The sequence below is a fragment of the Candidatus Didemnitutus sp. genome (assembly GCA_019634575.1).
GTDB lineage: Bacteria > Verrucomicrobiota > Verrucomicrobiia > Opitutales > Opitutaceae > Didemnitutus.
On the sequence record JAHCAY010000001.1, the window covers coordinates 2,250,751 to 2,270,082 of the forward strand.

Sequence of the window (19,332 nt, forward strand, 5' to 3'; positions counted from 1 at the left end):
GCCACCCGGAGCACTGCGAAAACGCGACGGACAACGGATAGGTGCGACGAACCGCAGACGCGCGCCGGTCGCCCGCTGTCCGAAACCGCCGCGCCGGCCGGAGCATGGACGAGACCTCGACGGGGCGACGGCGCAGCTGCGGCGGGCCGCGGTGTGAATCGAACGCACACCGCGAGACATGACGTCGTTCGCGGGCGCGCTGGCCGGCGCGGTGGCGAAAAAAAACGGCTCCGCGCGAACGCGGAGCCGTCGGGGGGACCGGGGGAATTCCCCCGGGAATCAGAATTGCTTGCGGAGCTGCAGATACACGAAGCGCCCAACGTTGTTGTGCGTGCGCGTATCGTAGCTGTCGTTGAACGCGCCCGCGGCGAACGGGGCGAGCTTGTCGAAGACGTTCGTGGCGCCGAGCGTGACAGTCAGGTCCTTCAGGAACAGGTTGTCGCTGTCGAAGGCGTAGCTGGTCTGGAGGTCGACGGTTTCCCACGCGGAGATGCTGCGGATGCCACCAATCTTCGGCTGGGTGACGTCGGCGAGGAACGCGGCGAAGGCCGGATCGGACTTCGGCGTGCCGGCGTTGTAGAACGCGAGCATCTTCGGCGAGAGCACGAACAGCGGGTCGTCCTGATACGAACCGATGTAGTTGAGCGTGACGTTGGAGGTCCACTGCTTCCACTGCCAGTTCACACCGAGGTTGCCCTTCCACTTCGGGATCGAGCCGGGCGAAATCGGGTCGCCGACGGTGCTGACGAATTTGCCGAGGTAGCTCTCGGTCGGGAGGCCCGGGCCGGCGGTCTGGTCGAACTTGACCATCTGGTTCGCGGCGGCGGTGACCTTGAAGCGGCCCCAGTCCTGCGTGTTGTAAGCGTAGGTGACGGTGTATTCCAAGCCCTGCACCTTGCGAGAGCCGATGTTGAGGTAGTCCGACAGGACCGCGCCGCGAATGCCCGGCGTGGCGGCGAAGCTGCCGCTGCTGTTCAGGCGGCCGTTGGCGCTGCGGCGGATGAGGCTGGCGAAGGGCGCGTTCGGGTTGATCGTCGCGGCGTTGCCGGGGACGAAGCCGGAGCCCTGGCCGGCGGCGTTGGCGGCGAGGATGGCCTTGGCGTTGTTGGCCACGATGCCACTGACGTCGATGGAGTAGAAGTCCACGGAGAAGCTGAGGTTCTTCACGAGGCCCTTCGGCGTGCCGACGAGGCCGAGCGAAATGGCCTTGGATTCGGTGGGCTTCAGATCCGAGTTCGGGCGAATGACGATGGTCGTCTGCGCGTTGTAGGGGAAGCCGAGCGGGTCCACGATGGTCGGGTTGTTCTGGCCCGCGCCGCCGAAGACGGCGCCGGAGGCGGGCGCGATGAAGCCTTTGCTCCAGCTGGCGCGCACGAGGTAGTCCTTCGTCGGGGCCCAATGCACGTTCACGCTCGGGTTGGTCTTCTTGAAGGTGCGGCTCTCCACGCCGTCGCCGATCTTCTGCGACTCATTGCGCGCGGTCGCGCCGATCGTGAGACTGTTGACGAAGGCGATGTTCTGCGCCTCGCCGATGACCGGGATCTTCACCTCGGCGAAGAGCGAACGGTTGTCCGATTGGGTGAAGGAATCCTCGTTCGAGTTCAGGCCGAGCACGCTGCCGGAAGCGTAGAGGTCGTCGGGGTCGTTGTAGTTCTTGTTGCTGTAGGTTTCGTAGCCGGAAGCGAAGCCGAGGTCGCCCGCGGGCAATTCGATGACCGAGCCGGAGACACGGAAATCGTAGAAGCGATTCCGGATCGGGGACACGATGCGCGCCTTGATCTCGGAGGCCTTGAGCGCCTTGGCGTTGTCCCACGTGTAGGTGGTGCCGCCGATCGTGGCGGTGCCCTTGGAGAAGGCGGGTGCGAAGGGATTGAAGCGGCCGGCCGAGACTTCGGCGTCCAGCAGCGGAAGCGAGGGCACGCCGGCGTCGAGTTGCTCGTAGTCTTCGCGCTCGATCGTCATGGCCGCTTCCCAACGCCACTTCTCGTTGATCTGGCCGCGGAGGCCGGCGATCCAGCGGTAGTCGGTGTAGGTCTGCTCGTTGGTGCGGTTGCCGAGCTCAATCGAGCGATAGCGGAAGAAATCGCCGTTGGCGGGGTTGAGGATGCCCTGATTGTAGGGACCGAACGACGTCAGGCTGCCGACGGCGGGGCCGGCGGGATCCTCATCGAGCGCGAAGGGCGCGGGCGCGAGGCCGTTGAGGGTCTTGAGGCGCGAGTAGAGGAAGTTGCCGAAGAGCGTGAGCTTGTCGCCCGCGATGGCGTGCTCGAAATTCACCATGAAGGAATTGCGGTCCTGGCCGGGCGCGGAGGGTGAATACTGGCGGAAGTTGAACAGCTGGTTCGAGCTGAAGCCGTTCGTGTCCAGGTCGACGTAATCCGCGGCGGTCGGCGTCGCGTTGGCCGGAAAATTCGGGCGCAGAATTTTCGGCGCGCCGCTGAGCGAGATGACGCCGGGATAGGTCACCGAGCCACCGTTGGTGCCGCCGAGCGGACGGTTGTCGGAGGCCGCACTGTTCGGGCGCTCGGAGGCGTAGATGGTGCGGTTGTGGAACATCGAACCGGTGACGACGACCGAGGTCTTGTCGTTCGAGACGCCGGTAGCGAAGGAGACCTGATAGGTCTCGCGACCACCCGGAGAGCGCGTGGCGCCGCCGGCGGACACGTCGAGCGTGGAGCCGCTGTAGTTTTTCTTCAGGATCACGTTCACGGCGCCGCCGATGGCGGAGGAGCCGTAGATGACGCCTGCGCCGTCGCGGAGCACTTCGACGCGCTCGATCGCTTCGATGGGGAGCAACTGGATGTTGGCGAATTGCAGGGTCACGCGGCCGTTGATGAGCACGAGCGTCTGACCCGCACCGAGACCGCGCAGGCTGACCGAGGTCGCGCCGGAGCCGCCGTTCGAGTCGTTCTCGGTCGGACCGGGATTGCCGATGAACGACGGGAGGCTGCGCAGCGCCTGGATGGGCGTGAACGCGCCGGTCGCGCGGATTTCGTTTTCCGTGAAGACGGCGACCGGACCGACCGGCTCGGCGCTGGCTTGGGGAATGAACGAACCGGTGACGACGAATTTATCGAGCTTCAGCGGTTGGTCGTCTTTCTTTTCGGGATCGGCGGCGTTCGACTGAGCGAGCGCCAGCACGGGGCTCGCCAGCATTGCGAGCACGCGCAGCGCGAGAATGCGCGCGCGAGCCGCATGCGGATGGCATGGGTGGGATTTCATCGTGTGTGTAGTGTAGGTTTGCGCGCCCGGCACGGGCCGTGCGCCACGCCAGTCCCGCGTCGACCCCGCGCTCGCGCAACGCGCCGGCGACCACGCGTCCCGACCTGCGCCAAGACGTCCGCGCCCGGCGCACCCCGCTCGGCTTCAGAGGTGACCGAGGCGGCGGAAGAGCTCGGTGCGATAGACGCGACTGACGCGCAAACGCGTGCTGTCGCGCAACTCCACTTCGTAGTCGCCCGCCACGAGGTGCTCCACGCGGCGCACCCAGGCGGTGTTGGCGACGGTCGACTTGTGCACGCGCACGAACGGTCCGCCGGGCACGCGCGCGATGAACTTCCGAATCGATTCCCGCACGATCACGGAATGGTCGCCGAGATGGATCTTCAGGTAGTCGCCCTGCGCCTCGACCCAGCGAATCTCCTCGGCGGGCAACACGTGGATCTCTCCGCCGGAGCGAAAAAGGAGCTTCCCCGCCGCCGGCGCGGCCTCGGGCGCGGGAGGCTGCTGCAACCGGTCGAGCAAGGCCTCGACGTGTTGATCCAACGCCGCGAGCCGGCCGGTGCGCAGCCGACGCTTCACCCGCACGACCATCTCCGCGAAACGCTCGTCGGTGAACGGCTTCATCAGGTAGTCGATCGCGGCGACGTCGAACGCCGGCCGCGCGTAGCTTTCGAACGCGGTGACGAACACCACCGCGGGTCGCTCGTCCGGCGGCATCGCTTGCAACATCTGCATGCCGCTCATGCCGGGCATCTCCACATCGAGAAACACGAGCTCCGGCTTCAGCTCCTGCATGCGCCGCCGCGCGTCCTTCGCGTTTTCCGCCTCGCCCACCACCGCGAACTCCGCGTCCGCGCGCAGGAGCCCGGCCAAGCCTTCGCGCGCGAGCGGTTCATCGTCCACCAACAAGGTTCTGATCTTCATGTTCGGTTGCCTGGAATCGCAAATGGCAGTTCGACGCGGGCCAGAAACATGCCGTCGCGCTTCTCCACGATGCAACGCGCGTCCGCGCCGTAGCCCTGCTCCAGCCGGCGCCAGGTCAACTGCAACCCCGCACCGGTGCCGGGCGGACGCTCGCTCTCCACGTCGGGCAGCGGATTCTGGACTTCCAATCGCAGCCGCGACCCTTCCCGGCACGCCGCGACTCTCACCGCGCCGCCGGCGGCGCGCTGCGCAGCGCCGTGCTTGACGGCATTCTCGATGAGCGGCTGCAGGATGAGCGAGGGCACCGTGGCGCGGCGGCATTCGTCGGGCAGGATCAGCTCCGTCGTCAACCGCGTGCCGAAGCGCACGCTCTCGATCCCGAGATAGTCGCGCGCGAAATCGAATTCGGCTTCGAGCGGGCCCTCCAGGCGCGCGCCCCCCTCGACCAAGCGCCGGTGCAAATCGCCGAGCTGGCCAAGCATCCGCACCGCTTCGGTGTTCCGGCCGCAGCGCACGAGCGTCGAGACGGCGTTGAGCGAATTGAATAGAAAGTGCGGCCGGACCTGCTGTTTAAGGGCACCGAGTTCCGACTCCGCCAGTTGTTGCTTGAGCAGGGCTTCGCTCACCTCGCGTTCGCGCAGGCTGCGATAGACCTCGATCATGAGGTGCGCACAGACGACGAAGAAATACAGCAGCGGATCGATCACGTTGCGCGCGCTGATTTGCGCGATGAGAAAGTCCAGATTCCGCTGCGCCGCCGGAATGTCGTAAATCCAGTAGAAGAGCGGCACGCGCAGCAGCAGAAACAGCCCCGAAAGCGACATCGCACAGAAACCGTGCAGCGCCAGGTGCCAGTAGCGTCGCGGCCCCTGCAGCGGGAACCGAATGAGCAGCCACAGGATCCCCGGCGTGAGCGCGCACCAATACGCGGCCCGCAGCAGCTGCGGGCCGATGGCCCAGATCCACGATATCGTCCACGGCGGCGCATCGGTATCCACCGCCGTCTGGATAATCAGCAGCAAGCACGCGCTGGCCCACACGGCGAGCAGCTGCTTGATACAGGATCCGATGCTTGAAGGCTTAGACACGCGCACTCGGCAGAATTCCAACTCGCGACGGGGTGCAAGCCACGATTTATCGGCCGCGATTCGCGCACGTCTGGGCGCAGCAGAGAACGTTTTGGCGCAGGAGTCGGCCAACAAAAACGGCGCCCGTCATCGGGCGCCGTCGATGAAATCACTGCGGAGTGGCACTCAGATCTTCGGGCCGCCCTGCGCGAGGTTGCGCGCGCGGAGGCGGAGGCCGTTGAGGCGGATGAAGCCGGTGGCGTCGCTCTGGTTATACCAGCTCTTCACGCCTTCCATCGACGCGATCTTGTCGTCGTAGAGGGAATACTTCGATTTGCGGCCGCAGGTGATGATGTTGCCCTTGTAGAGCTTCAGGCGAACGGTGCCGGTGACGAACTTCTGGCTCTCGTCGACCATGGCCTGGAGCATCTCGCGCTCCGGCGCGAACCAGAAGCCGTTGTAAACCAGCTCGGCATACTTCGGGATGAAGCTGTCGCGGATGTGGAGCACCTCGCGGTCGAGCGTGAGCGACTCCACCTGGCGGTGGGCCTGCATGAGGATCGTGCCGCCCGGGGTCTCGTAGACGCCGCGCGATTTCATGCCGACGAAGCGGTTCTCGACGAGGTCGACGCGACCGATGCCGTGCTTGCCGCCGAGCTTGTTCAGCGCCTTCAGCACGCCGCCGGGCGTGAGCTTCTTGCCATTCACGGCGACGCAGTCGCCCTTCACGAAATCGAGTTCCACGTATTCGGCCTTGTCGGGGGCGTCCTCGGGGGCGACGGAGAGCTTGAACATCGCCTTGTTCTCCTTGGTCGTCGGGTCGAACCATGGATCCTCAAGGATGCCGGCTTCGTAGGAGATGTGGAGAAGGTTGCGATCCATCGAGTAGGGCTTCTTGAGCGAGGCCTCGACGGGGATGTTGTGCTCGGCGCAATACGCGATCATCTCGGCGCGGCCGGGGAACTTCTCGCGGTAGCTCTCGAGCTTCCACGGCGCGATGATGTTGAGGTGCGGCGCGAGCGCCATGTAGGTGAGCTCGAAGCGGCACTGGTCGTTGCCCTTGCCGGTGGCGCCGTGGGCGACGGTGTCGGCCTTTTCCTTCTTCGCGATGGCGATCTGGGCCTTGGCAATGAGCGGGCGCGCGATCGAGGTGCCGAGGTAATACTGGCTCTCGTAGATCGCGTTGGCGCGGATCATCGGGTAGATGAAGTCGCGGGCGAACTCCTCGACGAGGTCGAGGGTGTAGTGCTTCGACGCCCCGGTCTTCTTCGCCTTCGCCGGCAAGCCTCGCAGTTCCTCCTCTTGGCCGATGTCGGCCGCGAACGTGACGATTTCGGCGTCGTAGGTTTCGCGGAGCCACTTGACGATGACGGAGGTGTCGAGGCCTCCTGAGTAGGCGAGCACGATCTTCATGGTAGAGGGGGCAGTTGAGACCGCGCCGACCGCGCTCGCAAAAGAAAAATGGGTCAAAAAACCCCGGCGCTTTTCACGCGGCTTTCACCCTTGGCGGCTGGCGATGCCGTGCGTGTCGGGCCATGTTGGCGTCAACCCAAGGACCTGTCATGAGCCCGCTCTCCCCTGCCCGCTCTCGCCGCACCATCCGCGGCTTCACGCTCGTCGAGATCATGATTGTCGTCGTCATCATCGGCTTGCTCGCCGCGCTCGCCATCCCCGCGATGCAGCGCGTGCAACGCGCCGCGCAAAACGCGCGGGTCGCGAGCGATTTTCGCGTGTTCTCGCAGGCCTTCGAAACCTACGCGCTGCAACACGGCTTCTGGCCCAACAACGCCGGCAGCGGCGTCGTGCCGACGGCACCCGTGTCGATGGTAGGCGATTTCAAGACGGACGTCTGGCAGGCGGTCACACCGCTCGGCGGACGCTGGAACTGGGACCGCAACATATCGGGCGTGAGCGCGGGCATCTCCATCGCCGGCCTGACCTGCACCGATGCGCAGCTGGAGGAAATCGACGCCAAGCTCGACGACGGCAACCTGAACACGGGCCGCTTCCAGAAGACGCAGTCGAACCGCGTCACGTTGATTCTGGAGCAGTAGTGCCTGGAGGCGGCTTTGAGCTGCGACCGCCGCGAAACATCACGCCAGCTGGGAGCCAGCGCTACTTCCTTTGCGCCAGGGTGGCCATGATGGCCTTCTGCATGTGGAGGCGATTCTCCGCCTGGTCGAAAATGATCGAAGCCGAGCTATCGAGCACGGACTGCGTGACCTCCTGACCGGCGTGCGCCGGCAGGCAGTGCATGAAGAGCGCGCCCGGTTTCGCCGCCGCCATCAATTCCGGTGTGACGGCAAACGGCGTCATCACGCGGATGCGCTCGGCGGTTTCCTCCTCCTTGCCCATGCTCACCCACACGTCGGTGTAGACGACATCGGCATCCTTCACGGCGGCGTAGGCGTCGGTGGTGAACTCGTAGCCGTTGGCGAAACCTTCCTTGGCGAGCAACTGATTGAACTCGGGCGCAGCATCGAAGCCCGCCGGACCCGCGAGCGAGATTTTCATGCCGGCGAGGTTCGCGCCCATGATCCAAGAGTTGGCGACGTTACAGCCGCGGTCGCCGACGAAGGCGATTTTCCGGCCGCGCAGCGCGTCGAGCGGATCGCCGCCCTTGCTCCAGCGCTCGCTGAGGGTGAAGAGATCCGCGAAAATCTGACAGGGATGCAGCAAATCGGTGAGCGCGTTGATCACCGGAATCGAACCCTCGCTCGCGAGTTCCTGCACCTCGGCCTGCTCGAAGGTGCGAACGACGAGGCCGTGGACGAAGCGCGAGAGGACCTTCGCGGTGTCCGCGACCGTCTCGCCGCGACCGAGCTGGATGTCGTTGCGATTAAGGAAGAGCGGATTGCCGCCGAGCTCGTGGATGCCGACTTCGAAGGAGACGCGCGTGCGCGTGCTGCTCTTCGAGAAGATCATCGCCCACGTCTGGCCGGCGAGCGGCTTCTCGTGCGAGCCCCGGTCGCGCTTCAGACGCGCCGCCAGACCGAAAATCTGGGCGATTTCGGAGCGGGTGAAGTCGGTCTCTTTGAGAAAGTGCCTCATGGGAAACCGGGGAAATTAGGATTCGCCGCCGCGTCCGGCGAGAGCGAATTCTGACCTAAATCCACGCTTTTCCCGGCAACTGGACGCAGTTCTCAGCTCGCCTTCTTCGCCAGCGCGCCGCGGATGATGTCGGTGGCGAGCGAGAGGTGCTCCGGGGTCGCGATGAGAGGCGGGAGGAGGCGGATCGTGTTCAGGCCCGCGATCGGGCAAAGCAGGCCGCCGTCACGCAGGAGTGGCAGGTAGGGCGCGGGATCGCCGGTGAGGCGCAGACCGAGCATGTAGCCGCGACCGCTGACCCCGAGGACTTGCTGCGGGAATTCGACGGCGAGTTGCTCGAGCTGGGCCTTCCACGCCGCGCCGTTGGCGGCGACCTTGGCGATGAGGTTGTCGCGCTCAAGGACCTCGAACACCGCCAGCGACGCGGCGCACGCGAGCGGCGAGCCGCCGAAGGTCGTGCCGTGCGAACCCGGCGTGAAGAGCTCGGCGTGTTTCTCCGCGGCCCAGATCGCGCCCATCGGGTAGCCGTTGGCGATGCCCTTGGCCATGCCGATGACGTCGGCGCGGACGCCGGAGTGCTGGAACGCGTAGAACGCGCCGGTTCGGCCAAAGCCACATTGCACCTCATCAAGCATGAGGAGCAGGTTGTGCTTGTCGCAGAGCTGGCGCAGGCCCCAGAGGAATTCGTCCGTGCACATCGTGACGCCGCCCTCGCCCTGCACCGTCTCGATCATGATCGCGGCAGTCTGATCGTCGATCAGATCGGCGAAGCTCTGAACGTTGTTGATCTCGCCGGCAGCGAAGCCGGGGAGCAACGGGCGGAAGCCTTTCTGAATTTTCTCCTGCGGTGTCGCGCTCATGCCGCCGTAGGTGCGGCCGTGGAAGGCGTTTTTCGCGACGAGGATCTTGTAGCACTTGCCCTCTTCGCCGGACTTCCGGATGCCGTGGAGGCGCGAGAGCTTGATCATCGCCTCGTTGGCCTCGGTGCCGGAGTTGCAGAGGTAGACGCGGCCCGGGCCGGCTTGCTGCACGATGCGCCGCGCGAGTTCGCCGTAATTCGGATTGCGGTAGAGATTCGAACAGTGGATCAGCTCGCCGGCCTGGCGGCGGATGGCTTCGACCCAAACCGGGTGACAGTGGCCGAGCGCATTGACGGCGATGCCGGAGGCGAAATCGAGATACTTCTTGCCGGTGTCGTCCCACGCCCAGACGCCCTCTCCTCGCACGAGCGTGAGCGGGGACTTCGCGTAGTTTTTCATCACATACGCGTCGTAGAGCTCAGCGGCGTTGGTGCGGACAATGGAGGGCTGGTTCATGTGAAAACGAAATCAGACAATCGCGCCGCGCGGCGCACTCCCAAAATCGGGGCCGACCGTATCAGCCGTGCACAATTTCCGTGCCCACGCCCTTGTCGGTGAAGATTTCGAGCAGGAGGCTGTGCGGCATGCGACCGTCGACGAAGTGGACGCGTTGGACGCCTTCCTGAAGCGCACGGACCGCGCTGGCGACCTTCGGGCGCATGCCCTTGTCGATGACGCCCTTCTTTTTCAGGCCGTCGACGTCGCTGACTTTCAGCGTGGAAATGAGCGCCGCGGGATTCTTCGGGTCGGAGAGCAGGCCGGGCACGTCGCTCATGTAGACGAGGCGGCGGGCGCGGAGCGCGGAGGCGACGCGGCCGGCGGCGGTGTCGGCGTTGATGTTGTAAGGTTTGCCGTCGAGGCCTTCGGCGACCGGGGAGATGATCGGCATGAAGCCGTCGGCGATCTCCTTCTTCACGAGCTTCACCTTCACTTCGGTGACGTCGCCGACGTAGCCGAGGTCGCAGGGGTTGCCGTCGTCGTCGACGGTGAGCTTCTGACAAACGAGGACGCTGTCGCCGGGCAGACCCTTCGGACGGGCCTTCACCGTGACGAGCGTGTCGCAGACATCCTTGTTCACGATCTCGTCGAGGGTCTTCTTGACGATGGCGATCGTCGCTTCGTCGGTGACGCGGAGTCCGTTGATGAAATTCGCCTTCAGGCCAGAGGCGTCCATCGCCTTCGAGATGGCTTTGCCGCCGCCGTGGACGACGACGACGTTGATGCCGACCGCAGCGAGGAAGGCGAGGTCACCGGCGACGCGGAGGCGGACGGTCGGGTCCGGGTCGTCCATGAAGCTGCCGCCGTATTTGACGACGAAGGTCGAACCGCGGAAATCCTGGATGTAAGGCAGCGCCTCGAGGAGGACGCGCGCCTTGGCGATGTATTCTTGAACGTCCATCAGAAGCGGGGAGCCGGCAGCGCGGGGCGTCAGCGATTCTCGTGCGCAACCTTCGCGGGCGGCATGCCGTTGAAGTAGGTCGCGCTGGCGTGGCTGTAGGCGCCGATGTTGACGCTGTAGACCAAGTCGCCGCGTTCGAGGTCGGGCAGATTCTCGGCCATCGAGACGACGTCGAGCGCATCGCAGGTCGGGCCGAACACGGCGCAGAGCGAGGTCGGGCCTTTCTTGAAGGCCTTCACGGGATACTTGCAGTGGTCGAAAATGACGCCCGAGTAAGTGTGGTAGACGCCGTCGTTGATGTAATAGCTCGTCTTGCCGTCGCGCACGGCCTTGCCGATGACGGAGGCAACGGAGGTGCCGGAAACCGCGGCGAGGAAACGGCCGGGCTCGGCGATGATCTGAATGTCCTTCGGGAAAAGGCGTTCGAGCTCGGTGTTGATGACCTTCGCCAGCTCGTGGAACGGACGCACGGATTCGTCGTAGGGCGCGGGAAAACCGCCGCCGATGTCGACGAGGTTCATCTTCGTGTAGCCGCGGTCGCGGGCTTCTTGGAAGATGTTGGCGGTGAGTTGGAGCGCCTGGACGTAGTTTTCGAAGTTGGTCGTCTGGCTGCCGACGTGGAAGCTGATGCCTTCGACGGTGAGACCGACGCGGTCGGCTTCGAGGATGAGGTCGACGGCTTCGCCGGGATGCGCGCCGAATTTCGAGGAGAGCTCGACCATCGCGCCGGTGTTCGGGACCTTCAGGCGCAGGGCGAGGCCGGCGTTGGGCGCGTGCTTCTTGATCTTGTGGATCTCTTCGCGGTTATCGAAGGTGACGAGCGGCTTGTATTTGTTGAGCTGCTCGAGCGTGTCGGTCGGCTTCGTCGGGTTGGCGTAGATGATCTTGTCCCAGATCCACTGCTGGCGCTGCTTCGCCGGCATTTTTTTGATGTTCTGGTAGACGATCATGAACTCCGGCATCGAGGCGACGTCGAAGCTCGCACCCTCTTCGAAGAGGGTGCGAACGATCAGCGGATCGGGGTTCGCCTTGACCGCGTAGTAGGCCTGCACGCGGGGCAGGTGTTTGCGGAACTCCCGGTAGGCTTTGCGGAGGGCATCGTGGTCGATGATGAACAGCGGGGTGCCGTGTTGCTTGGCCAGTTTCTGCAGCCGGGAGTTCGTGATCATGGCGGCGTGGAGCGCGTCGTTACCCAGCGTCGGTGACGAGGAAGTTCTTGAACTGCCACGGATCCTTCGTGTCGAGGTCGGGCTTGTTGTATTTCGCGAACGTGGTGTCGCGGCCCTTGAGCGGAGTCCAGTCGTAGGCCTGGGAGATCCACTTGCCGAGGTAGGGCTTCGAGATCTTGAGGACGTAGTCGTGCGGCATCTGGTCGGGAACGACGACGCCTTCATTGGGGTTCTCGATCATCCACATCGTCGCGGCGACCACGGAAATGGCGACCTGCATCGTGGTGGCGTTCTGGTGCGGGACCAGGCGGCGGGACTCCTGGATGCTGAGGTCGGAGCCGACCCACCAGGAGTTGTATTCGTGGCCCATGATGAGCGCGCCGAGCACGTCCGCACCGTCCGTGATCTCGTCGTTCATGATGCGCTGATTTTCGTTCAGTTTGTAGTTGTAGCCGCGCATCTCATTGAGCGACGAGATGGCCTCGTCGCACGGGCAGTAGGCGTAGTGCATCGTCGGGCGATAAACGGCCTTGCCGTTCTTCCAGACGGTGAGCGCGTCGGAGATGGTGAAGGCCTCGCCGTGACGGACGACCATGCCTAGCGTGGTCCAGTTCGGGACGAAGGAGCGGACCCAGACGTTGATACCCATCTGCGCGAGGCAGATTTGGTTCTTCGGGCCTTCCTTGTGGGTGAAGGCGTGCTTCGGGAGGGTCTTCTCGTGCGTGCCCCAGCCCATTTCGGCGGTGGTGGTGCCTTCCTCGCGGAAGCCTTCGATGGACCAGGTGTTGACGAATTCGTCGACCTGCTTCGGCTGGTCGGTGATCTGCGTGTCGCGCTCGGAGCAGTGAATGACCTTAACGCCGAGTTCCTGGGCGAGCTCATTGAATGTGCCGGCCGCGATGAGCGCGGCGATTTTCTCCGCGCGCTTGCCCTTGGCTTTGCCGTCGGCGATGAGCTTGTTGCCGATGTCGATGAGGCCTTGTTTGACGAAGTGCGAGATGAGGCCGGGGTTCGCGCCGTGTTCGATGACGGCGGTCGGGCCCTTCTCCTTCCACTTCTTGGTCATGCGGCGCAGATTCATGTGGCGCCAGTAAAGGGTCTTCTCCGTCGGGTGGCTGCCGGACTTGTAGGGGTCCCAGAGCTCGGTCGAGGTGTTGATGTAGCGCACGCCGTTGTCGTGGCACCACTGGAGGATCTCGCACGCGTCGATGTTCCAGGCGAGGTCGACGATGATGTCGCCGGGGCCGACGTATTTCGCGAGGATCGCGGCCATGTTATCTTCGGTCACGCGATCGTTGACGTAGCGGACGCCCTTCTTGATCCACTTCGCCAGCTTCTCCTTCTTGTCCACGAAATCCATCACGGTGACGTTTTTCGCGGGCACCTTGAGGTGCTTGAAGAGGATCGGCAGCGTGCACTCGGCGACTGCGCCGTAACCGACGAAGAGGATCTTGTTGTTGAATTGAATCATGGTGCTGAGCGTTGGTTGAAAAAGGGGGCGGAAGCGGTGGCGAAGCGGAGAATTCACGCGACGCCGCGCGGGAGGAAAATCAGGGCGACTCTTTTTTTGCGTGCCCGGGAGTGCAAGTGAATTTGCGTCACGCTTGTGCGACGCGCGGACTCGGAAGGTCAGCTGGATCGCCACGCGCGCGTGGTCGCGCGCGCGAGCGACAACTGAGGCGCGCTCACTCGCTCTTGTTGTAGTTCACGTAACCTTCCGTGAGGTCGGTCGCGAGGAGACGGTAGCCGGCTTTGCCGAGATGCAGATCGATGGTGATGGTGAAGCGGCGCTGCTTCACGATTTCCTTCCACTTCGGTTTCAGCTCGGGGTGCGGCTTGCCGGCGGTCATCGCGGGCGTGTCGTTGTAGCGGATGTCGAGCTTGGCCTCGACGAGCTTCGCGCCGGAGTAGCCGGCGGCGTCGGCGAGGCGGCCCCAGTTCGGGTCTTCGCCATACCACGACGACTTCACGAGGAGGGAATTGCCGATGGCGCGGGCGCACTTCTCGGCGTCCTCGGCGGACGCGGCGCCTTGCACCTTAACCTCGATCACCTTGGTGATCTTCTCGCCGTCGGAGACGATCTTGTCGGCGAGGATATCGCAGGCTTTCCACACGGCCTCGGCGAAGAGGACGCGCAGCTCGCGCGGGCTCTTGTCGCCGACGGAGACGCCGGAGTGGCCATTGGCGAGCATGAGGACGGTGTCGTTCGTGCTCATGTCGCCGTCGACCGTGATACAGTTGAACGTGCCGTTGACCGCCTCGGTGAGCGTCTTCTGGAGGAAGCTGCGTGGGACGGAAAAATCGGTCGCGAGGAACGCGAGCATCGTCGCCATGTTCGGCTGGATCATGCCCGCGCCTTTGGCAAAGCCGGCGACGGTGTGCTTCTTGCCGTCGTAGGTGAAGGAGACCGTGACGGTCTTGGCCTTCGTGTCGGAGGTGAGGATGGCGTCGGCGGCTTTTTTGCCGTGCGCGGGCGTGCGGCCCTTTTCGGTGACGGAGCGCTCGAGGCCCTTGATCACGCGATCCATCGGGAGCGGCTGGCCGATGCGGCCGGTCGAGCAGACGAAGAACGCGTGCGGTTTCTGGTTGAGCGAGGCGGCGGCGCGCTGCGCCATCGTCTGCGCGTCCTTCAGGCCCTCGGGACCGGTGCACGCGTTGGCGTTGCCGGAGTTGGCGATGAAGCCGTGGAACGGGCCGCCTTCCTCGAGATTCTTCTGGCACAACAGCACCGGGGCGGCCTTGACGGCGTTCTTGGTGAACGTGCCGGCGGCAGTGCATGGGCGCAGCGAGTAAACGAGCGCGAGATCGAGTCGCTTGAGGTCGTTTTTCTGGCGGATGTCGCAAGCGACGCCCGCCGCCTCAAATCCAGGAACGTCCGTGATACCTGCACTATCCGGCGTAACGGTGAGTTGGGTCATTTTTGTTGTGTATGCTTAAAGCAGTCCGGCGGTTTCCGGGAAACCGAGCCAGAGATTCATGATTTGCACGGCTTGGCCGCTCGCGCCCTTCACGAGGTTGTCCTCGGCGGAAGTGATCACGAAGTTGCCCGTGCGAGTGTCGTGCACGGCGGAGAGGTCCACGCGATTCGTGCCGGTGACATAGGCCGAGTCGGGCGTCTCGCCTGTCGGCAAAATGGAAACGAACGGCCGACCCGCGTAGGCGGCGCGCCAAGCGGCGTAGACGGCGTCGATCGTGGCGCCGGCCGCGGCGGGCACAGTGATCGTGGTGAGGATGCCGCGGCGCATCGGTGCGAGGTGTGGGTTGAACTGGAGCACCACCGGTGCGCCAGAGCGCAGCGCGAGCTGCTCCTCGATCTCGGAAAGATGGCGGTGCTTGATGAGGCCGTAAGCCTTCGCGCTCTCGGCGCGTTCGCAGTAGAGATAGGCTTCCTCGGCTTTCTTGCCGGCGCCGGAGACACCGGAGAGGGAATTCGCGACGATGTGCTGGCGCGAGACGAGTCCAGCCGCGAGCAGCGGAGCGAGCGGGAGGATGATGCTCGTCGGATAGCAGCCGGGCGCGGCGGCGAGCTTGATCTCGGTTTTCCACTTCGGATCCGTGAGCTCGGGAAGAATGTAGCGCGCGTGCGGGAGCAACTCGGGCGCGTGGTGGTGGCCGTAGTATTTCTCGTAGGTCGCGAGATCGGCGACGCGGAAGTCGGCGGAGAGATCGATGACCTTGCGACCGGCGGGAACGAGCGCCTTGGCAAAGTCCGCGGCGGCGCCGTGCGGCAGCGCGAGGAACCACAGGCCGATGTCGTCGCGCGCGGCGAGTTCGGCCGCGTCGGAGCCGATGAACTTCAGCGTGTCGGCCGCGGTGCCGCGCAACGCCGGGATCACGCTCGAGAGCGGCTTGCCCGCGTGTTGGCGTGAGGTGACCGCCGCCAGAGTGACGTGCGGATGGCCCAGGAGGAGTTTAACGAGAACTTCGCCGGAGTAACCCGACGCGCCGACAATGCCGACTTTCATCTAATGGAGGGGGACTAAATGGGAACGTGAGGGATGTTCGCAAATAAAAACGGGGTGCTTTGCGGCACCCCGTTCGTGAATGAAAACCTCTTCGACCAGCGATTAGCGCTTCGAGAACTGGAAGCGCTTGCGGGCGCCCGGCTGGCCGGCCTTCTTGCGCTCTTTTTCGCGCGGGTCACGGGTGAGGTGACCAGCCTTCTTGAGCGTGACGCGGAGCTCGGAGTTGAACTTCAGCAGCGCGCGGGCGATGCCGTGGGCAACCGCGCCGGCTTGGGCGCTGATGCCGCCGCCAGCGATGTTGGCGACGACGTCGAACTTGTCCTTCACGTCGGCGGTCGCGAGCGGACCAGCGGCGCGGCGGGCGAAGTTGTCGTGTTTGAAGTAGGCGTCGAAGTCGCGGCCGTTGGCCGAGAGCTTGCCGGAGCCGGCGACGAGGCGCACGCGGGCGGTGGAGGTCTTGCGACGGCCGGTGCCGATGAAAACGGTGGAGTCAGCGCTCATGGATCAGATCAAAGCTTGATGGGGTTCTGCGCGGCGTGCGGGTGCTCGGCGCCCGGGAACACGCGGAGCTTGGTCAGCATCTTCGCGGCGAGGCGGTTCTTCGGGAGCATGCCCTTGACGGCCTGCATGATGATGAAATCGGGCTTCTTCGCGCGGACGTCGGTGAGTTTGCGGTATTTCTCGCCGCCGACGAAGCCGGAGAACGACATATACTCGGTCACTTCTTCCTTCTTGCCGGTGAGGACGACCTTGCTCGCGTTGATGACGATGACGAAGTCGCCGGTATCGACGTGCGGGGTGTAAGTGGCCTTGTTGCGACCACGGATGATGTTGGCGACTTTAACTGCGAGACGGCCAAGAACCTGCCCCTCGGCATCGATCAGATACCACTTGGGCTGGACTGTCTCTTTTTTGGCCAGATAGGTTTTCATTGCGGAAAGAGGCCCAAGGGAAAGACTCCGCCCTACCCTGTCAACACCCAAGCTTTCACATTTTCGGCGCGAGACGACGCGGAGCGGGTTTCGGGGCCTAATCGCTCAAAATTCGTAGCTTGCGGCAAGGCTGAACCAAATCTTGCCGCCGGGCGACGCTTCGCCGGGCGACCAAAACGGCCGCGCGCCGTCCGTCCCGGCATAGTGCAAACCCGCCGTGACCACGGTCTGACCGCCGATGCGATACGGCAGCGTCAAGTCGATGCCATGATAGCTGTAGGAGTCCTCGATGCGCGGCCCTCCGAGCTCCGGCAGCACGTTGTCCGCCTCGACCGCTCCGACATAGAGGCGGTAATTCAGAAAGGCGCCCCAGTCTTTCAGCGCATATTCGCCGCCGTAGCCTAGCTCGCCCATGTCCGCCCGGCGGCTCACGTCGCGCGTCACACTGGCCGTCACGCGACCGGGCCCCGCCGGGAAAGAAAAAGATGCCGCCACCTCCCCCGCGTGCGCCGGATGTCCCTCGTAGGCGTCGGCGAGGTGATAATGCGTAACCTGCAAACCGAGCGTCGGGCCGGATTCGCCGAAGGTGTGCGTGTATGCCGCCAGCACGCCGAATTCACTCCAACGCCGCGCCGTGAAAGGCACATTTACCCATGCGCCGAACTTCCACTCCTCGTTCGCCAACCACGCCCCCTGCCGCACCGAGGCGCCCGCGCGTTCGATGCCGCGGCGCACGAACTTCGACTCGATCGTCCCGTCCACGCTGCGCGTCCACTCGCCGTCCGCGGCGCCGAGGCGAGCGGCGAACAGAGCCAACACCAAGGCGATCAGGCGGCGCATGGAGCAAAGGAAGGTTGGTTTTCGACGCCTTGTCGACACACTCGTTCCCATGACCGGCTCCACTCGCTTCATCACGCTCACCGCCGCGTTCCTCGGCTTCCTCGGCGTCGCGCTCGGCGCGTTCGGCGCCCATGCCCTGAAACCCACGCTTGAAGCGCACGGCTCGGTCGAAACGTGGAAAACCGCTGTGCTATATCAGCTCGTCCACGCCGTCGCGCTGCTCGCGCTCGCCGGCTGGCGCGACGCCCACGCGGGCGCCAGCGGACGCGTCGCGGCGCTGTGGGTGGCGGGTGTCGTGTTTTTCTCCGGTTCGCTCTATTGGCTGGCGCTCGGCGGCCCGAGGTTTCTCGGACCGGTCACGCCGCTCGGCGGCGTGGCTTTCCTCACCGGCTGGGCGCTGCTCGCGTGGCAGGCGTGGAGGCGACCGGCCGCGTGACGACGCGCGCCTTGCACTGGCCTTGAAAGGGCGCACGCTGGGCCGCACCGGCTCCGCCGCGCCATGCAACTGCCTCCGCCACTTCTCGCCGCGCTCCAGACGCTCCGCTCCGCGGGCGGGCGTCCGCGACTGGTCGGCGGCTGCGTGCGCGACTGGCTGCTCGGGCACGAGCCGAAGGACTTCGACGTGGAGGTGTTCGGCCTCGACTACGAAAAATTGCAGCGCGCGCTCACGCCGTTCGGCCCGACGGATCTGGTCGGACGCAGCTTCGGCGTGCTGAAAGTGCGGCTCGCGGGCGCAGAATACGATTTCTCGCTGCCCCGTCGCGAGTCAAAGACCGGCGCGGGGCACCGCGGCTTCGCGGTCGAGCCCGAGCCGGACCTCACGGAAGCGGAAGCGGCGGCGCGACGCGATTTCACGATCAACTCGATCGCCTTCGATCCGCTCGAGAACCGCGTGATCGATCCGCACGGCGGCGAGCGCGACCTGCGCGCGCGCGTGCTGCGGCACACGAGTGCGGCCTTCGTCGAGGATCCGTTGCGCGTGTTGCGGGCGTTCCAGTTCGCGGCCCGTTTCGATCTCGCCCTCGCGCCGGAGACCGCCGCGTTGTGCCGCTCCATCGCCGACACCTATCGCGAACTCGCCATCGAGCGCGTCTGGGGCGAGTGGGACAAGTGGGCATTGAAAGCCGCCAAACCCTCGCGCGGGCTGTTCGTGTTGAAGGAAAGCGGCTGGCTGAAACATTTCCCGGAAATCGCGGGGCTCGACGGTCTGCCGCAGGAACCCGAATGGCACCCGGAAGGCGACGCGTTCGTGCACACGGCGCATTGCCTGGATGCGCTGCCGACCATCGGGGCCTGGCAAAACGGTGACGCGCACACGCGACGCGTGCTGTCGCTGGCGGTGCTCGCGCACGATTTCGGCAAGGCAACCACGACGCACCAAGCCGAACGTCGTGCGCAGTTGCGCTGGGTCAGCCCCGGCCACGAAGCGGCCGGCGCGCCGCTGGCGGAAAGTTTTCTGCAACGCATCGGCGCGCCGCACGAGTTGATTGAGTTCGTGCGCCCGCTGGTCGCGAACCACCTCGCCCATCATCACGGGCAGACGCATTTCCGTGACACCACGGTGCGGCGGCTCGCGCGCAAGATCGCGCCGGCCACGATGGACGAGCTCATCGCCGTGATGACCGCGGACCACCTCGGCCGGCCGCCGCTGGTGTCGGAGGAGGCCTTGCGCCGCATCCACGAATTGCGCGACGCGGCGCAGCGCCTCGCGGTGGCCGACCGCGCACCGCAGCCGGTCATGCTGGGTCGCCATCTGATTGCGCTCGGAATGAAGCCCGGCCCGCACTTCAAGTCGGCGTTGGACGCGGCGTTCGAATCGCAGCTCGATGGGGCGTTCTATGACGAGGACGGCGGGGTATTTTGGATGAGGAACTATTTGCGAGCCCATCCGCACTTCCTAAAGTGA

At 64.9% G+C, this 19,332-nt stretch carries 17 protein-coding genes; 3 read left to right on the forward strand and 14 right to left on the reverse strand.

The window, feature by feature from the left end:
* Positions 1 to 279: 279 nt before the first annotated feature.
* The 4 genes from KF715_09620 to KF715_09635 all read right to left on the reverse strand — a co-directional run bounded on the left by KF715_09620 (position 280) and on the right by KF715_09635 (position 6,626).
* Positions 280 to 3,222, reverse strand: coding sequence for a TonB-dependent receptor (locus KF715_09620; protein MBX3736935.1), 2,943 nt, complete (start codon positions 3,220 to 3,222; stop codon positions 280 to 282).
* Positions 3,223 to 3,366: 144 nt separating this feature from the next.
* On the reverse strand, positions 3,367 to 4,146 hold the full coding sequence (locus KF715_09625; protein ID MBX3736936.1) for a response regulator transcription factor: 780 nt from the start codon (positions 4,144 to 4,146) through the stop codon (positions 3,367 to 3,369).
* Positions 4,143 to 5,240, reverse strand: a complete 1,098-nt coding sequence (locus KF715_09630) for a histidine kinase (GenBank protein ID MBX3736937.1) — start codon at positions 5,238 to 5,240, stop codon at positions 4,143 to 4,145. Before KF715_09630 ends, KF715_09625 begins: the two co-directional genes overlap by 4 nt.
* A 159-nt stretch (positions 5,241 to 5,399) precedes the next feature.
* A complete protein-coding gene (locus tag KF715_09635) occupies positions 5,400 to 6,626 on the reverse strand; it encodes an argininosuccinate synthase (protein ID MBX3736938.1) in 1,227 nt (408 codons plus the stop codon).
* Positions 6,627 to 6,775: 149 nt separating this feature from the next.
* On the opposite strand from KF715_09635, the gene KF715_09640 reads away from it, so the two are divergent.
* A complete protein-coding gene (locus KF715_09640; GenBank protein MBX3736939.1) occupies positions 6,776 to 7,267 on the forward strand; it encodes a prepilin-type N-terminal cleavage/methylation domain-containing protein in 492 nt (163 codons plus the stop codon).
* 61 nt (positions 7,268 to 7,328) lie between these two features.
* On the opposite strand, the gene argF is transcribed toward KF715_09640, so the two are convergent.
* From argF to KF715_09690, 10 genes are all read right to left on the reverse strand, one after another.
* Entirely contained in the window at positions 7,329 to 8,264 is a 936-nt protein-coding gene (gene argF / locus KF715_09645; GenBank protein ID MBX3736940.1) for an ornithine carbamoyltransferase, read from the reverse strand.
* A gap of 92 nt (positions 8,265 to 8,356) precedes the next feature.
* Positions 8,357 to 9,577: an aspartate aminotransferase family protein gene (locus KF715_09650; protein MBX3736941.1), complete on the reverse strand. Its 1,221-nt coding sequence runs from the start codon at positions 9,575 to 9,577 to the stop codon at positions 8,357 to 8,359.
* Positions 9,578 to 9,638: 61 nt separating this feature from the next.
* Entirely contained in the window at positions 9,639 to 10,520 is an 882-nt protein-coding gene (gene argB, locus KF715_09655; protein ID MBX3736942.1) for an acetylglutamate kinase, read from the reverse strand.
* A gap of 29 nt (positions 10,521 to 10,549) precedes the next feature.
* Positions 10,550 to 11,689 (reverse strand): type III PLP-dependent enzyme, encoded by a 1,140-nt coding sequence (locus KF715_09660; protein ID MBX3736943.1) that lies wholly within the window; start codon positions 11,687 to 11,689, stop codon positions 10,550 to 10,552.
* A gap of 19 nt (positions 11,690 to 11,708) precedes the next feature.
* On the reverse strand, positions 11,709 to 13,160 hold the full coding sequence (locus KF715_09665; GenBank protein ID MBX3736944.1) for a homospermidine synthase: 1,452 nt from the start codon (positions 13,158 to 13,160) through the stop codon (positions 11,709 to 11,711).
* A 214-nt stretch (positions 13,161 to 13,374) separates the two neighbouring features.
* Positions 13,375 to 14,607: a bifunctional glutamate N-acetyltransferase/amino-acid acetyltransferase ArgJ gene (gene argJ / locus KF715_09670; GenBank protein ID MBX3736945.1), complete on the reverse strand. Its 1,233-nt coding sequence runs from the start codon at positions 14,605 to 14,607 to the stop codon at positions 13,375 to 13,377.
* A gap of 15 nt (positions 14,608 to 14,622) precedes the next feature.
* Positions 14,623 to 15,654 (reverse strand): N-acetyl-gamma-glutamyl-phosphate reductase, encoded by a 1,032-nt coding sequence (gene argC / locus KF715_09675; protein MBX3736946.1) that lies wholly within the window; start codon positions 15,652 to 15,654, stop codon positions 14,623 to 14,625.
* A 102-nt stretch (positions 15,655 to 15,756) separates the two neighbouring features.
* Complete coding sequence (rpsI, locus tag KF715_09680; protein MBX3736947.1) at positions 15,757 to 16,155, reverse strand: 30S ribosomal protein S9; 399 nt, start codon at positions 16,153 to 16,155, stop codon at positions 15,757 to 15,759.
* An 8-nt stretch (positions 16,156 to 16,163) separates the two neighbouring features.
* Positions 16,164 to 16,586, reverse strand: coding sequence for a 50S ribosomal protein L13 (gene rplM, locus KF715_09685; protein MBX3736948.1), 423 nt, complete (start codon positions 16,584 to 16,586; stop codon positions 16,164 to 16,166).
* Between the two features lie 105 nt (positions 16,587 to 16,691).
* Positions 16,692 to 17,426 carry a hypothetical protein gene (locus KF715_09690; GenBank protein ID MBX3736949.1) on the reverse strand — a complete coding sequence of 245 codons (735 nt, stop codon included), beginning with the start codon at positions 17,424 to 17,426 and terminating at the stop codon, positions 16,692 to 16,694.
* A gap of 49 nt (positions 17,427 to 17,475) precedes the next feature.
* Here KF715_09690 and KF715_09695 point away from each other — a divergent pair, with 49 nt between their 5' ends.
* Both KF715_09695 and KF715_09700 read left to right on the forward strand, forming a co-directional pair.
* On the forward strand, positions 17,476 to 17,862 hold the full coding sequence (locus tag KF715_09695; GenBank protein MBX3736950.1) for a DUF423 domain-containing protein: 387 nt from the start codon (positions 17,476 to 17,478) through the stop codon (positions 17,860 to 17,862).
* Between the two features lie 63 nt (positions 17,863 to 17,925).
* The gene (locus KF715_09700) at positions 17,926 to 19,332 is read left to right on the forward strand and encodes an HD domain-containing protein (protein MBX3736951.1); all 1,407 of its coding nucleotides are present in this window, start codon (positions 17,926 to 17,928) and stop codon (positions 19,330 to 19,332) included.